This window comes from Nocardia sp. NPDC047038, from assembly GCF_040644075.1.
Lineage (GTDB): Bacteria > Actinomycetota > Actinomycetes > Mycobacteriales > Mycobacteriaceae > Nocardia > Nocardia sichangensis.
In genome coordinates, this window is record NZ_JBEYVQ010000004.1 from 186,769 (window position 1) to 200,703 (window position 13,935).

The window sequence follows — 13,935 nt, forward strand, 5'->3', positions numbered from 1 at the left end:
TCGGGACCGATCACCGATTGGCCGAGCCGACAGCGCGCGTCGGGTTCGTGGCCCAGGCAGCGACTCAGTGCCGTTTCGGCCCCGCACTCGTATCGACGGGCCGGTCTGGACGTCAGACTGTGTACTCGGAAGTGCGGAACTGCCGCACGCCCGGGTCCCGCCGACATCTGTTCAGAATTGGCGGGACCGACTGCGCTGGGCCTTCATCGCCGGGACGCGCCGGGCCGGGATCGACGATCCAAAACCCATACCGTGGCCAGCATGAGGCCACCGGCAAACGAGGCGAGCGCGATGAGACTGGCGCCGGTGCCTCCGTGGAAGGTGTCACCGTAGGCGGACATGGCCGGCAGCGTGGCGGTGTACCGGTCGAGATCCAGGTCGCGACCCAGCGCTTCGAATGCGTGGCGGTTGGATAGGCCGAGACTCATCAGGCGTCCCGGGAAGGCCATCTCGTCAACGGGGACTATGGCGCCACCGAACAGAACCTGAGGGAAGCAGAGCATCGGCAGGGCGAGGGCGGCCTGCGCGGCGTTGGAGACCGCGGCCGAGGCGAGCAATCCGAGGGCCAGCGCCGAGGCCGCCTCGATCACAATCGTCAGAAACAGGAAGGCGGACACGTCCCACCCAACGGCGGGGAGCCGACCGAGGGCCCGCAGCACACCGAGGAGCACCGCGCTCACTCCTGCCAGCACCGGAAGCAGCGCTGTCACCTTGGATGTCACGTAGGCGCCCACGTTGAGTCCGGCCAGGCGCTCCCGCCGGAAGACGGCCATTTCCCCGACGATCTGGAGCAGGCCGTACGTAAGGCCGAAGAAGAAGCCTGCAAATGCGATCCAGAACACGATCTGGGCCGGGCCGAGGTCGGCTTCGCTACGCGGATCGAACGCGCCGCGCTTGAACAGCGTCGCCATCATCGCAGTGACCAGCACCGGTGACCCGAGCAGGACCGCCAGGGTCAGCCGGTTGCGAACGAGAACATCGACATTGCGTTGGGTAAGTAGCCACCATTGCCGGACCGGGCCCGTGCGCTTCACGTCTGAACTGATGGCAGGTGCGGGCATCAGAGCCGAGCCGGGCCGGGCTTTCGACTGCCCACCGCTGTCCGCGAATCGCTTCGCCCAGATCTTGGGGGTGTGCTCACGAGCCAGCCGGTCGTACACCTCGGCGAGATCCTCCACGCCGAAGTAGCGCCGAGCCTCGGCCGGGCTGCCGGTGAAAGCCAGGTGGCCGTCGCGCGCCAGAAATACCACCCGGTCACACCGGTCGATGCCGGCCGGCTCATGCGTCGTGAGGACGACTGTGACTCCGCGCTGGCTGAGTCGGCGCAGCAGGCGCATCACGTCGGCTGCGGTCGATGGATCGAGTCCGGAGGTGGGTTCGTCGAGGAAGAAAAGGTGCGGCCGGGTCAGTAGCTCCACGGCGATACTGGCCCGCTTGCGCTGACCGCCGGAGAGCGCACGGACCGGCACCTCGGCCCGATCAGCCAGGTCGAGATCATGCATAGTCTCTTCGACCACCCGGTCCGCCTCGGCCGCCGATGTGCCTGCGGGCAGCCGCAGCCGCGCCGCGTAGCGCAGCGTGCGGCGCAGGGGCATCTCGAGGTGGATGATGTCCTCTTGGGGCACGTAGCCGATACGGGAATCGGCGCTGACTCGGGCCCCGCGCACGACGCCGTCATGCCGAACCTCCCCGGCAGATGGTGGTCGCAGTCCCGCGAGGATCTCCAGCAATGTGCTCTTTCCTGCGCCGCTGCCGCCGGCAATGGCGACCAATTCGCCTGGTTCGATCGACAACGACAGCTCCTGGAGAATTTGCCGCGTCCCGACCTTCCTGCTTACGTTGACCGCATCGACCCGCCCGCCGCCCGGCACGCCGAGTGCGTGATCCGAAGTACGCTTACCGCCTCGCTCGACGGTCGGTGGTTCGAATGTCGATTCGGTCGTGACCGGTGATCTCCGTGATTCCTGAACTCGCTTCGTCATGCCCTGATCATCGGTCCGCCGCCTCCGTGGTCGCATGAGGCGTTTGCCTCAAATACGCCCACCAAGAATCCATCACCCCCCGGGCAGCGGGCCCACGCGCTAGCCCGAGCGACAGGGTGTGCGGGGTGGCCGGGTCGGGCTGAGCGTGGTCAGCTGCCACAGCAGCAGTCTGGACCACCTCACGTGGCTGATACCCGACCTGACCGCCTGTACACGCTCCCAGCTGATCATCCGTCTCCAGCGTCCGGCCGGGGTGAACGTCTGCTCGGGCGACGCTATCGGCGCGGATATCTAGGCGCGCTGTTCGACGTCCAGGACGTACTCGAGGTCGCGGATGCGGTCGGCGGCTTCCGGCGAACAGCAGATGACGACGCGATCGGCGCCGCAGAGCTCGATGGGCTCCGCATCGACGGTCTGCAGCCAGTCGAAGAACACCCCTCGAACGCCGCCCTGTGGCGCACTCTCGTCGCGCAGGTATGGGTCGAGGCGAACGAGGTAGGTCCGGTCGCGCACCGCCATGACGCTCTCCTCCGTCCGACAACAATCGACATGCAGCGTCCGGTTGTCCCTTCAGGTGACTCTCATCCGTCCGCTGTTCGCCGTTTTCGGTGTTCGAGTGTGATACCCAGTTCATGCGGCCGCACGCGATCTGCAACAGAATGCCCGGAGGCGGCCCAATGCCAAGAGAACGGATCGGTGGTTCAGTCTGGCTTGACGGCATCCCAGGGCACCCACTACCGGACACCTCAGTCGAACCTGCCTGCACCGGTGGAGTGCATGTATTCGATTACTGCACTGTTCGTCGACGGCGCGATCGAGGACGGCAGCGACGCCGAGTTCGGCTCGACCGGGTAGCGACCTCTGCGGGTGCGTCACAGGTCGTTCTCACCCGGATCAGGCCCCGAGCAGCGTCCTTGGGTGCCGAGTCCGTTTCAACGCACACCTACCGCACCCAGCTCGACCACCTCGTTACCGGTGCGCTCTCGTTCCTGCTGTCGGCCCGGCCATATCCGCTCTCCCAGGCCGCCGATGCGCAACGGCGCGTTGCCGAGGATCGCCCACTCGGCCGGGTCTTGCTTGATGTTGTGGCAGCTTGTCTGGTTCACCGATCGCGCGGCAGGACACGCCATGGAGCTTGCTCGGTGTCGGTTGTTGCCAGAGGTGGGCAGTGCAACCCGCTGGCGGACCGCGGTGAGTGTTTACGCTGCAGCCAGCGGTCCGCAAACGAGGCGCCGAAGCGCTCGAAACCTTCCCGGGCCAGCCTATGAGAGCCCTGGCGGTGACCAGGAGAAAGAGGGTCTGAAGTGAATTTCTTGTCGATTCTGTCGCTGCTGCTCAGCGCCGGAAGCAGCGTACTGTCCCTCGGCAGCAGCGGGCTCTGACCGCAAGGATCCGACCTCGCTGACACACCGATCCGACTGGGGCCGGATGGCCCGACATCAATCGAACGAACTGCTTCCGCATGGTGCCCGGCCGGTGAGCGCTTCCGCGCCGTGCGGCGTGGGGGTGGGTCCGGCCACGGTCGGATCGGGCGGGGTAAAGGTTGCTGCTGGTAACCGGGTGCCGGGACAGCATGAGGGACCAGAGTGCTTCTAGCCGCCTGCGACGTGGTGCGAGCACCAGTCCGTTTTCGATCAGGTCGGCGGCAATCACCATCGTTCGGCGAACCAACATTCCTGGTCGCGCGGCGACGCTATGAGGTGACGCCGCTCTTCCGCGACAGGATGGGACGCACCGGCATTCGGTGCACGCGGCGCGTGAGCGCATGCGACGACAACACTTTCGAATAAGTGCCAGCATTCCTGGTACCCGCGATGGGCGAAGCGATCCCGACCAGTATCCATGCCAGACGTTACAGTGACTCTACTAACGCGACGACTGTTGTAACACCGGCCGCCGGTGATCCGACAAACCGGACATGTCTCTCAATCGCAAACAGCCGCAACGGTTTTTGGCTCGCGCAGGTGTCACCGCAGCGTTGACCGCCGCCGGGATGGTCGGGTTCGCCGCGCCATCTCCCGCGGTACCGCATGACCCGGGCTTTCCGTTCTCGCCGACGCTGACGCGCCTGGTTCCGACCAGCTGCTCGGCGATCATCGACGCGGTCACCGTGCGACAGGAGAAGGCCGGCACATTCGGCGTGCGGGTGAACGTCACCCAGACCGGGGAAAACTGCTCGGACTGGAAGGTCGCTGTGCGCTTCAAGAACCTCGATACCGGGTACGCGGACGGGCAGCAGCACCGCGTCGTGAACGGTGTCGTTCAAGACACGGTGGACGGCGTCATCGTCGGTTTCGGCACCGCTCCGGGCGTCGGCCGGGTGGAGGCTCGAATCGTCGCGCTGGACTCGAACAACAGGGAGATGGAGCAGATCTCGGGTACGGCGACGTTCACACTGAACTGAGCGCAAGTGCCGTCTCCGGCGGTACCCATAGAGTGGCGCCCCGGCCGCTGCGGTGCGCGGCGATCGGTGAAGCGGACCGACCCCCTCACGTAACCGCCGCCAACCCGCCCTCTGCGTGAATGCACCCGCACGGCTTCGCACCCCACGACCGTCAGTATGACGCGAGAGCCCGACACGATCAGCCGATCAGCGAGCCGTGAGAGGGGGTCTTCAGCCACCGACAAGCCGCGTCCCGACCGGGCAACCGGATGTTCGTGTCGATTCCGGCCCAATACTGACCTCCAGGTTCCGGGTGAACGCTGATCCCCACCCTGTGACGAATCGTGAGGTGCTGAACGTGGAGGATTGGGCGGAGATTCGTCGGTTGCATCGTGGCGAGGGGATGCCGATCCGGGCGAGCGCCCGGCATCTGCAGATCTCGAAGAACACGGTGAAGAAGGCGCTGGCGGCGCATGAGCCACCGAGATATGAACGCGTGCTGAAGGGTCGGCGGTCGATGCGTTCGCGCCGCGGATCCGTGCGTTGCTGGCCGAGTTCCCGGACATGCCGACGACGGTGATCATGGAACGGGTCGGCTGGCAGCGTGGCAAGACGGTGTTCTTCGCTCGTGTCGCGCAGCTGCGTCCGTGTTCAAACCGCCGGATCCGGCCTCGCGGACGGAATATCAGGCTGGCGAGCTCGCGCAGTGCGATCCGTGGTTCCCGCCGGTTGATATTCCTCTAAGGTTCGGTCACCTCTGTCGCCCGCCGGTGCTGGTCATGGTGACCGGGTCTTCCCGGATGATCGCGGCGGTGATGATCCCGACGCGTCAGAGCCCTGACCTGCTGGCAGGCCATTGGGCGTTGATCTCGGGGTGCGGCCGGGTGCCGCGAGTGCTGGTGTGGGACAACGAGTCCGCGGTCGGGCAGTGGCGTGGCGGCAAGCCGCAGCTGACCGATGCGATGAACGCCTTCCGCGGGATGCTGGGGATCAAGGTGATCCAATGCCGCCCCGGCGATCCCGAAGCCAAGGGCCTCGTCGAGCGCGCGAACGGCTATCCGGAAACCTCATTCCTGCTTGGCCGAACCTTCACCAGCCCAGCTGATTTCAACGCTCAATTGCGTGACTGGCTCGGCAAGGACGACGTCGTCGCCGCGGCCATGATCGACAGGCTGGTCCACCACGCCGAGGTCATCTCCCTCAAAGGCGACAGCTACCGGCTCAAGGACCGCGACCTCGGCCGCGTCCCCGCCGCCAAGACCAACACCTGACCCCGAACGCGCGATATGCGGCATTTGAGGATGTTCGTCGGACCGCCTGCTTGACCGTTCGCCTGCCGGGGCCGTTCTTGGGGGCTGGTCAAGATAGCATCGGGGCTGGCACTAGGTCAGGACTGGAGATGCCTCGCAACAGACGTCCGCAGGATCGGGAAGAGAAGCGCGCGGAGATCGTGGTGGCTGCTCGGCGGTTGTTCGTCGAGCAGGGATACGACGCGGCGTCGATGTCGCGGATCGCCCGCGACGCCGGAGTCGTGTCGAACACGCTGTACTGGTACTTCCAGGACAAGGACGCGGTGTTGATCGCGGTCCTGGACGCGGTCCTGGCCGACTCGATGGCCTCCTACAGCGAAATGCTCGGCTCGGGGCTGGCTGATCGGCTGTTGTGGCTGGTCGAGGAATTGGAGCAACTGGGCCGGTTGGTGAGCACGGTGCACACGCGCGCCAAGGAGTCCGCGTCCATTCACGAATGGCACGAGCAGTTCCACGCGCTGGCCGAAGGATTGTTCCGGGCAGAGCTGATCGAGCTCGGCGTGCCCGCTGACGAACTGGATCCGCTGGTCGCGATCGGCGTCTTCGTTGTCGAAGGCTTGCTGACGCATCCGACGGAGCAGGTCCAGCGGCGCGCGGTGATCGAGACGCTGCTGAACAGCGCTCGCAGTCTCGCCGCAGCCGCCGACTGAGTGCCTGCTCTCCGCACGTCCACGAGCCAGGGGCGACCTACTGCGTGTTGTGTGCGGTGTTGTCGAATTGTGTTGCCAGGAAATAGATTTGGTCACGCACGGCGCGTTCGAAGTGCTCGCCCAGGTAGATGCCGAAGTGGTCGCAGGGGTAGTTCTGGACGTGCACGTGTGCCAGGCCCTGCGCGCGACGCTTCGTGGTCTTCGCGGGCGCGGCCGCGTCGTTGTCGCAGACACACAGCAGCGTCGGAGTGCTGAAGCGAGCCAGCGCGCGACCGGGCCGATCGATCGGGAGGTGCAGCACCAGCCGTGCGGCCAGGGCGTTGGCGGCATCGAATTCACCGTCCGGGCCGCGCAGTACACCCCATATGCTGTCGCGACCGACACCGGTCACGGGTTCTTCCCCACCGTCGATCTCGGTCAGCGCGATGTTCTTCGACACCTGAGCCCGCACCGACGGCAGCCGTTTCAACAACGCGCTGGTGCGCCGCGAGAGCCGGGTCCCCGCAGGCAGGAGTGCGGAAGCACCGGCGAGGGCGTCGGGTGAGGCCACGAACGCGGGCATCCAGGACGTCCCCGCCATCGGCAACAGGATCGGCTTCGCGCCGAACCAGGAACCGACCGTGTCGAGGATGCCTGCCACGGTCAGCGCTACCACGCTCAGCGGGCCGGTCCGGATACGCGAGCGCAACGACGCCGGTCCATCGGTGAAGGGGCACTGGGCCACGACCGCCGCGATGCGGGTGTCTTCGGAGGCGACCTGAAGGACATGTCCGCCGCCGAAAGAGCTGCCCCACAACGCGATGCGGTCGACATCAACCTCCGACAGTGTGCGTACGAAGGCCAGGGCGGCATGCCAATCGGCGCGTTGGCGGCCGATATCGAGGAGTTGGCGCGGTGCTCCGCCGCTGGCCCCGAGGTGACGGTAGTCGAACACCAGCACCGACCACCCCGCGTCGGCGAACCGTTCCGCGTAGGCATCCAGGCGCATCTCCCGCACCGCCCCGAGCCCGTGTCCCATGATCACCATCGGGCGCGGACCGTTCAGGTCAGGCGCGGTGTACAACCAGGCCGCGCACTCGTCCTGGCCAGAGGCGAACGAAACCTCACGCCGCCGCACCGCTACCGCCTCGCGCCGATCGGCCGGCCCACTCATGTCCATGACTCGCGTCCTCCCGCTTCACCACCACTCTTCTTGGACGCCATCCAAGAAGCAGGTCGCAGCTACGGTAAGGACTTCTTGGGCGTCAGTCAAGAAGTGGCGGGGTCACTGATCCACGGTGGCGGCAACTCAACCGCCCAATTGCGCTGTAATCCGCATTAGCCGGACGCCGTCGGACTCGGATGGGTCACCGTTGAGCCGGAAGAGATGGGTCACGGTTGGGCCGGAGTTGACAGTTCGGCGTTGGATTCACGCGCTGCGGCCCGCGGGATAGCCCGGCCACCCACCTCCCGCCGCGTTCTGCCTCGGCGCCATCACCGAGAGGCCTCCGACGTGGGCGGAATCGGGCGGCAGCCGTGACGATCGAGATCGGCCGACCGGCCAGGCCGAGCAAGAGCCGGGCAAGCTGCTGAAGGGGGCACGAGGATGCGAAGACGACGTGGTCGCCGCGGGTCGGATGCGGCGGCGTTGATGTTCATGACCGCGGTCGCCGCGATGGTCGTTGCACCCAAGGTCGCGGACATCGCCGAACGGCAAGCCGTGGCACTCGCATCTACGGGGGTGTACGCGCCGGCCGTCGTCGGCTGCGCGGCCGCGCTGGCGGTATGGCATCCCCGCCGGGTACGTGCTCGTGATGACGCGCGGGTGCTGGCGGCGTTACGGCAGAACTCGCTGAGTCCCTCCGAGTTCGAGGAGGCGCTGGCGGCGTGTGTCGGAGGGACGGCTGCACCGATGTCCGGGTCGTCGGCGGATCCGGCCGATCCGGGCGCCGACGTGATCGCACCGTCCGGGCGAAGGCAACCAGCGCGCTCGCGTCAGCGCTTGACCACCTGCGTGCCACCCGCGAAGTTGTCGTGCCAGCCTTGCTTCGTCGAACTCGCGGTCACTGTGACGGCGATCGCGATGGCCGCGAAGAACCAGAAGATACCGCCGACCCACGGAATCAAGTTGAACAGCATGTACGCGTTGCGTTTCGCCGATTCCACGACATTCGGCTTCGCCGCGCCACCGGCCCCGGTGACATGCAGTCCGAGGACCTTCTTGCCCGGCGTCGACCCGGTCACCACCTCGAAGAATACGAAGTACAGGAACCCGAATCCGGCGCCAGGAAGAATCGAAACCCATCCCGGCAGGTCGGATACCCGCTCGAGCACCCAGAACAGTAATCCGCCGATGATGCCGGCAATGATCCAGTCGATGAATCTGGCCGCGGCACGGCCTCCGATCCCGGCCGCAGCGACACCGACCACCTGCCCCGGATTCTGGCCGTACCCACCCGCAGTCATCATTCCTCCTCATATCGATCCCATGTCCGACCGCGCACTCACCCGCCGGACTGGCGCGTCGCCCGAAAACCTGTCACTCAGGGCAATGCACAGATCGCAGCGACCACTGTAGACCGAGAGTACCGACTCCAGTGCACTATCGCCCGTTCGCCGGACGTGAATTCATCTGCTGCGCACCACTTCTGAAATTGGATACTGAGCCCGCCCAAGTCTCCTCGCCTCGGTGGCGGCGTTCAGGTTGCTCTTGTGACCTGCCGCCACGGCGATCCACGGCTACTGCTGTTTCGGAGCGGCTGCGCGGTCTCCGCCGCGCCTCGCGACCGAACGCGTCACCACCGGACAGACCCTGCTGGATCAGCCCTTACGCCTCGCCGACGGACAGCACGCCGTCCATGGCCGGATCGATCAGCGCATTGGATTCGATCGCCACTCGCGGCTGTCTTGACCGACCTTTCAGCTCACGCTCCCTTTGTCAGTCGAGTAACGAAGCGCGGGGGCGCGGCGATTGCGACACAGTACCCAGAGCCGCTCTCGCCGAGGGCAACTCGCCATCGAAGAAAAGCCACAGATGAGGTCAGATGCCCTACGAATCCGCTCCGTTCTTCCGGCGTCTCGCCGCAAGGCTCCTCGACCTTGCTTTCTGCCTGCTACTCACATTCGTCGTCGCCGTACCCGTCGGAATTCTGTTGGTCCCGGTCGCCTTGCTGACGACCGAAGCCCATGAAGCGGTGGTCTACGGATCAGCGGCGTGGTTGTGCTACTTCATCGCCTACGTTGGATTGGAGGTCTTTCTGTTGATCCGCCGCGACGGACAGACTCTCGGCAAAGGGATTCTCGGACTTCGGGTAGTACCTTCTGGAGAGTGGGCTCGGCCAAGGCTGGAATTGCTGCCGGCAGCCTCGCGCATGCTGATCATCTTCCTGCCGTTCGTATTCATGTCCCTTTCGGGATCGAATCCGGAATCAGCCGTACTCAATGGGATCGCCGTTGTCGGCTTCCTAACGCTCATTGTGAGCTTCTTCCTCGCGGCGATTCCCGCGGGAAAACGCCTGGCCCTACACGATCTAGCAACTGGCAGCCGGGTGGTACGCGCGGCCAAGCGAAAGATCGACTGGAAGAACGACATCCCCATGGTACTGCCGGGCCGCGTGGACATGCGAAAGCGACCATAGACCAGTCCGTTTCGGCCTCGCAATCGCTGAACCGGAGCACAAGAAATTGTGCACTCCAACCGAAGCGGTCTCGAGGCGTCGTTTCTGGTCACCTGGTTCGCGCAGCGTGGTGCCAGGGGCTTGTGAGCCGGTGTGGGCGTCAGCGTTTCTTGGAAACGTGCATGGTGATCCGGGCGGTGACGAAGGCTTTGCCGTCGGCGTCGAGGATATCGACCGGGACGACGAGTTCGGTGGGTTCGTCGCCGAAGTCGGGAATGGGGTCGAGGGAGGCGACGGCGGTCACTGCGGTGGTTGCCTTGGACTTGTATTCCACGGTCATGCCGACCGGGATCCACCGATGGGTGGCGGGGATGGTGGCGTCGGTCATCATGCCGCCGGCGAGCTCGGCCATGTTGCAGGAGGCGATGGCGTGGTAGGTGCCGAGGTGGTTGTGGACGCTGCGCCGGTTGGGGGCGCTGACCCGGCACAGTCCGGGCCGCAGCTCTTGGAGAAGGGGGTGCACGCTGCGGAAATAGGGGGCTTTGAAGCAAAGCGCCTGGGTGAAGAACCAGTTGCCGAATGGCAAGCGCTGCAGTGTGTTCCAGAGCGCGAGATTGGTGCCGGCCGGCTTGTCCGTGGTGGTTGTCATCGACGGTCTTCCTCGGTTCGAGCGGTGTCAGCGCAGTGCGGTGGTGACCGCGCTGTACATGGTGGTCTTGATGGCGGCGAGGGTGGCGGGGTCCTTGCCGAGAATGGGGGTGAGCCGGGTTATGGAGGTGGCGAGGACCTCGGTATCGGCGGCGGTGGCGTCGACGAGCCCGGCAGCCAGGGCGTCCGGACCGTTGAAACGGTAACCGGTGGTCATCGCTGTCACGGCGGCCTGGGGGCCGAGCTTGGCCTGGATGAGCGCGGCCATGCCTGGGGTGAAGGGGATGTTGATGTCGACCTCGGGAAAGCAGTAGTAGCCGCGGTCTTCACGCATGACGCGGTAGTCGTGGGCGGTGGCCAGCATGGCGCCGGCGCCGAAGGCGTGGCCGTTCACCGCGGCGATGGTGGGCAGCGGGAAGGTGAGGATGCGGGCGAACAGTTCCTGGACGCGGCCGACGTACCATTCGGCGCGGTCGCCGTTGGCCATCAGCCAGTCCAGGTCGAGACCGTTGGAGTAGAACTTGCCGCTGCCGGTGGTGACCACCCCTTGCGCGTCGCGCTCGATGGCGTCGAGGTGGGTGTTGACGGTGTCGAGCCAGTCCGGGGAGAAACGGTTTTCGTCGTCGCCGAGGTTCAGTACGGCGATCTTGTCCTGGTAGTGCAGGTTCGCGGTCATGGTGTTTCCTTTCACTTCGTTGTGGTGGGGTGCAGGGGTACGGCCAGTACCGCGCGGACCGCCGCGGCGAGGCGTTGGCGCACTGCGGTATCGGGGCTCCGGCGGCCGCGCAGCAGCAGCGCGGTGGGCAGTTCCACCACGCAATCACGGATGACGGCGACGGCCTCACGGTCGGCGCGGTCGAACACGCCGCGCGACAGATTTACGAACAGCTCGGTCAGGGTCTGATCGAGTCGGCGTAGTTGCTCGGCGATGTCGTCGGGGATCTCGCTGGAACCGAGGAGTTCCCGGCGGGGCACGGTCAGCAGGAAACGCCCCGAAACCGGCTGCTGCACCAGGAATTCGGCAGGGGCGTCGGCGGCCGCGACGACCGCCTCGACGGCACCCCCGTGCGCCAGTGCACGATCCGCGGCCTCACGCTGCAAAGTCAGAAACCGCTGCGCGGCGCGCAGCCAGACACGTCCCATCAGCCCGGCGCGGGAGCCGAAGGCGTGATAGATCGCGCCATTGGACACCGACGCGGCCTCCGAGAGCGCGCGGACGGTGACCGCAGCGGGTCCGGAGTCGACTGCCAACCGTTCTGCGGCATCCATGAGCTGATCCAGAGCGTGTACGCGAGGACGGGGCATGGCCGGAGCATAACAGAGCATTCGCTCCGTAACTACGGACAGGGTGGTCGATGGTGAATTTCCCAGCTGAGGTGAAGCCCGCACGCACCGCGTTCGCGGTCCCTTCGAAGACCGGATCACCCCGACCGGAAACTGCCAGGACAGCGGTCGATACGGCGGAGATGCCGTGCGGCTCAGTCGGAGAAGACCGACCAGCAGATGCTGTTGCGCCGGGCCTGGTCTTCGAGGACCAGGGCGCGGATGGGGTCGGTGAGCTGGTCTCGCTGCCAGTCACGCTCGATCCGGCCCGCCTGGGGATTGCCGGGATGCGCGCTTCGAACGGCTTTGATCGCGTAGGCGGCGGCACCGAGGTCGTGTTCGGCGACGTGTCCAACGCATGCGGCTTGTCCGGCGGCGTAGGCGGCGAACCGGGCCGCGCCGGTCAGCGGGCGGGCGGCGCCCATCGCGTGTCCGCCTGCTGCCCGGGCTTGCATCATCGGCATGTCGCCTCGCGCCCACGCTCTGGCGGCGGCGATGGCGTCTCGTGGGCGTGGATCGTCGGGCTGTTCGTGCTCGAAATGGCCGAGAACGTGCTCGGCGCATGCCGCCGCCCACAGCGCGAGCAACTGATGGTCGGCATCGGTCAGGCGGCCACCCCGACGGATCGTCACCATCCGGGGGTCTCGGACCTTGGGCAGGATCATCGCCGCTCCGCCCCTCGCTCGTGCCGCGGTGACGGGGTGCGCTCATCTCGCAGGCGGTTGTCGAGCTGGTGCACGAGCTGGCCGACCCGGTTCGTGCCGGCACCGATCCTCGGATAACGACGGAGGACGTCGATCACCAGTGGCGTCGCGAGGTCGACGATGCGCTCGACCGAGTCGCCGTATTCGTCGCTGGGGCGCAGCTCGAATACTCGGATGGTGTGCGCAGACGCGCGCAGGATGTGGTTGACCTGAGCGGCATCCGCCAGCGGATGCAGATACGCCGACGCGGCGGCATCGCCCGCGGCCATCGCGGCGTGAAACGGCACGGGCGCCGCCGCTTCTCGCCCAGCACGGTGGGCGGCAGGTGCCGTCACACGCTGGGCGCGAGAGCGGTGGTCTCCGTGGACGAACGCGGCTGCGGCGGCGAGCGCGTCGCGGGGTCTGCTGTCATCGGGGTGACATGCCTCGAACAGCGGAAGTACCTGCTCTGCCGAGGTCATGGCAAAAGCCGTCACTGCCCTGATCTCGTCCATGGTCAACGCGAAGTCTGGGGTGCGTTGCTTGCGCCGGAGGGGAGGCTCTGACCGGAGGTTCACACCCTCCGATCGTAACCTTGAACGTTCGGTTGAACGTTGTGGCCATATAACCAGGGGATGTGACCATAAACCCTCAAAGTGATTCCACGGCAGCCGCGAATGACCGGACAGCCGAAACGAGCATCCCCACACCTGAGACGGGCCCACCCGTCCAGCGCCGCTTCCACGCCATCGGACCACTGACCCTGGTCGGAGGTGTCTACGGTCAGCTTCACGTTCGGGTTGAGGACGCGCAGGAGCGCTTCGAATCGCCGCCCAGGGAAGGCTTGGACGATTTCTCGATGATCACGACCGAGGCCCGTCGGCTGATCTGTGGCTTGGACGTTGCGACGAGCCCGGCTGGCGATCATCTTGGTGGCATCGGTCGATCTACCCAAGATCTCGCCGATTTCCTGGAATGGGACCGCGAACATCTCGTGCAGGACGAACGCCAGGCGCTCGCTCTGAGCGAGCGAATTGGGCATGACGAGGCGCTCACCACCGCAGGGGACACCCTCACCGGCGAGTGGCTGCAAGATCAGCAGTTCCCGCGCGGTGCGGTACTTCACCGTCGCCACGATCCGAATCGAGGACATCCGACCAGCGCCTGAACCCAGTACGTAGGGCGGCCCCGGAATACCGTCTTCGGTTCCGGGGCCGCCCTGTGTACTAGGCATACTTGGACTCGAGCTATGGTCCGCGACCCACGTCGGAAGGGTAGCGGTGTGTCCGGTCGATAGAAATGCCGTTCGGAATGCGTTTTGAGCGGACACTCCCAAGTAGGGATCAGATTTCCTTGATCA

Annotated in this window: 14 protein-coding genes and 2 pseudogenes; 6 read left to right on the forward strand and 10 right to left on the reverse strand. The window is 65.9% G+C overall.

Going from position 1 to position 13,935, the window contains the following annotated elements; translation table 11 throughout:
- Positions 1-203 precede the first annotated feature (203 nt).
- From ABZ824_RS17360 to ABZ824_RS17370, 3 genes are all read right to left on the reverse strand, one after another.
- Entirely contained in the window at positions 204-2,018 is a 1,815-nt protein-coding gene (locus ABZ824_RS17360; RefSeq protein ID WP_356964089.1) for an ATP-binding cassette domain-containing protein, read from the reverse strand.
- Between the two features lie 255 nt (positions 2,019-2,273).
- Positions 2,274-2,501, reverse strand: coding sequence for a hypothetical protein (locus tag ABZ824_RS17365; RefSeq protein WP_356964091.1), 228 nt, complete (start codon positions 2,499-2,501; stop codon positions 2,274-2,276).
- 413 nt (positions 2,502-2,914) lie between these two features.
- On the reverse strand, positions 2,915-3,088 hold the full coding sequence (locus ABZ824_RS17370) for a hypothetical protein (RefSeq protein WP_356964092.1): 174 nt from the start codon (positions 3,086-3,088) through the stop codon (positions 2,915-2,917).
- 812 nt (positions 3,089-3,900) lie between these two features.
- Here ABZ824_RS17370 and ABZ824_RS17375 point away from each other — a divergent pair.
- The 4 genes and pseudogenes from ABZ824_RS17375 (at position 3,901) to ABZ824_RS17390 (ending at position 6,325) form a co-directional block, all read left to right on the forward strand.
- Entirely contained in the window at positions 3,901-4,386 is a 486-nt protein-coding gene (locus ABZ824_RS17375) for a hypothetical protein (RefSeq protein WP_355078097.1), read from the forward strand.
- A gap of 328 nt (positions 4,387-4,714) precedes the next feature.
- Positions 4,715-5,498: pseudogene (gene istA, locus ABZ824_RS17380) on the forward strand (IS21 family transposase); the annotation flags it as partial.
- Between the two features lie 6 nt (positions 5,499-5,504).
- A pseudogene (locus tag ABZ824_RS17385) lies at positions 5,505-5,636 on the forward strand (ATP-binding protein); the annotation flags it as partial.
- A gap of 128 nt (positions 5,637-5,764) precedes the next feature.
- Complete coding sequence (locus ABZ824_RS17390) at positions 5,765-6,325, forward strand: helix-turn-helix domain-containing protein (RefSeq protein WP_356964093.1); 561 nt, start codon at positions 5,765-5,767, stop codon at positions 6,323-6,325.
- Positions 6,326-6,362: 37 nt separating this feature from the next.
- On the opposite strand, the gene ABZ824_RS17395 is transcribed toward ABZ824_RS17390, so the two are convergent.
- Both ABZ824_RS17395 and ABZ824_RS17400 read right to left on the reverse strand, forming a co-directional pair.
- A complete protein-coding gene (locus ABZ824_RS17395) occupies positions 6,363-7,484 on the reverse strand; it encodes an alpha/beta fold hydrolase (RefSeq protein ID WP_356964094.1) in 1,122 nt (373 codons plus the stop codon).
- Between the two features lie 815 nt (positions 7,485-8,299).
- The gene (locus tag ABZ824_RS17400; RefSeq protein ID WP_356964096.1) at positions 8,300-8,770 is read right to left on the reverse strand and encodes an RDD family protein; all 471 of its coding nucleotides are present in this window, start codon (positions 8,768-8,770) and stop codon (positions 8,300-8,302) included.
- A 578-nt stretch (positions 8,771-9,348) separates the two neighbouring features.
- Here ABZ824_RS17400 and ABZ824_RS17405 point away from each other — a divergent pair.
- Complete coding sequence (locus ABZ824_RS17405; protein ID WP_356964097.1) at positions 9,349-9,942, forward strand: RDD family protein; 594 nt, start codon at positions 9,349-9,351, stop codon at positions 9,940-9,942.
- A 139-nt stretch (positions 9,943-10,081) separates the two neighbouring features.
- On the opposite strand, the gene ABZ824_RS17410 is transcribed toward ABZ824_RS17405, so the two are convergent.
- The 5 genes from ABZ824_RS17410 to ABZ824_RS17430 form a co-directional block, all read right to left on the reverse strand.
- On the reverse strand, positions 10,082-10,570 hold the full coding sequence (locus ABZ824_RS17410; RefSeq protein WP_356964098.1) for a hotdog fold domain-containing protein: 489 nt from the start codon (positions 10,568-10,570) through the stop codon (positions 10,082-10,084).
- A gap of 27 nt (positions 10,571-10,597) precedes the next feature.
- Complete coding sequence (locus tag ABZ824_RS17415) at positions 10,598-11,245, reverse strand: enoyl-CoA hydratase/isomerase family protein (protein ID WP_356964100.1); 648 nt, start codon at positions 11,243-11,245, stop codon at positions 10,598-10,600.
- An 11-nt stretch (positions 11,246-11,256) separates the two neighbouring features.
- A complete protein-coding gene (locus ABZ824_RS17420) occupies positions 11,257-11,874 on the reverse strand; it encodes a helix-turn-helix domain-containing protein (RefSeq protein WP_355078104.1) in 618 nt (205 codons plus the stop codon).
- A 173-nt stretch (positions 11,875-12,047) separates the two neighbouring features.
- Complete coding sequence (locus tag ABZ824_RS17425) at positions 12,048-12,557, reverse strand: putative immunity protein (RefSeq protein WP_355078110.1); 510 nt, start codon at positions 12,555-12,557, stop codon at positions 12,048-12,050.
- Positions 12,554-13,090, reverse strand: coding sequence for a putative immunity protein (locus ABZ824_RS17430; protein ID WP_356964551.1), 537 nt, complete (start codon positions 13,088-13,090; stop codon positions 12,554-12,556). Before ABZ824_RS17430 ends, ABZ824_RS17425 begins: the two co-directional genes overlap by 4 nt.
- 344 nt (positions 13,091-13,434) lie before the next feature.
- On the opposite strand from ABZ824_RS17430, the gene ABZ824_RS17435 reads away from it, so the two are divergent.
- A complete protein-coding gene (locus ABZ824_RS17435) occupies positions 13,435-13,743 on the forward strand; it encodes a hypothetical protein (RefSeq protein WP_356964102.1) in 309 nt (102 codons plus the stop codon).
- Positions 13,744-13,935 lie beyond the last annotated feature (192 nt).

Excerpts from the sequence above, each read along its gene's own strand:
- ABZ824_RS17360 (WP_356964089.1), bottom strand. The coding sequence starts at position 2,018 with ATGCGACCACGGAGGCGGCGGACCGATGATCAGGGCATGACGAAGCGA.
- ABZ824_RS17365 (WP_356964091.1), bottom strand. The coding sequence starts at position 2,501 with ATGGCGGTGCGCGACCGGACCTACCTCGTTCGCCTCGACCCATACCTG.
- ABZ824_RS17375 (WP_355078097.1), top strand. The coding sequence starts at position 3,901 with ATGTCTCTCAATCGCAAACAGCCGCAACGGTTTTTGGCTCGCGCAGGT.
- ABZ824_RS17390 (WP_356964093.1), top strand. The coding sequence starts at position 5,765 with ATGCCTCGCAACAGACGTCCGCAGGATCGGGAAGAGAAGCGCGCGGAG.
- ABZ824_RS17395 (WP_356964094.1), bottom strand. The coding sequence starts at position 7,484 with ATGGACATGAGTGGGCCGGCCGATCGGCGCGAGGCGGTAGCGGTGCGG.
- ABZ824_RS17400 (WP_356964096.1), bottom strand. The coding sequence starts at position 8,770 with ATGACTGCGGGTGGGTACGGCCAGAATCCGGGGCAGGTGGTCGGTGTC.
- ABZ824_RS17405 (WP_356964097.1), top strand. The coding sequence starts at position 9,349 with ATGCCCTACGAATCCGCTCCGTTCTTCCGGCGTCTCGCCGCAAGGCTC.
- ABZ824_RS17410 (WP_356964098.1), bottom strand. The coding sequence starts at position 10,570 with ATGACAACCACCACGGACAAGCCGGCCGGCACCAATCTCGCGCTCTGG.
- ABZ824_RS17415 (WP_356964100.1), bottom strand. The coding sequence starts at position 11,245 with ATGACCGCGAACCTGCACTACCAGGACAAGATCGCCGTACTGAACCTC.
- ABZ824_RS17420 (WP_355078104.1), bottom strand. The coding sequence starts at position 11,874 with ATGCCCCGTCCTCGCGTACACGCTCTGGATCAGCTCATGGATGCCGCA.
- ABZ824_RS17425 (WP_355078110.1), bottom strand. The coding sequence starts at position 12,557 with ATGATCCTGCCCAAGGTCCGAGACCCCCGGATGGTGACGATCCGTCGG.
- ABZ824_RS17430 (WP_356964551.1), bottom strand. The coding sequence starts at position 13,090 with ATGGACGAGATCAGGGCAGTGACGGCTTTTGCCATGACCTCGGCAGAG.
- ABZ824_RS17435 (WP_356964102.1), top strand. The coding sequence starts at position 13,435 with ATGATCACGACCGAGGCCCGTCGGCTGATCTGTGGCTTGGACGTTGCG.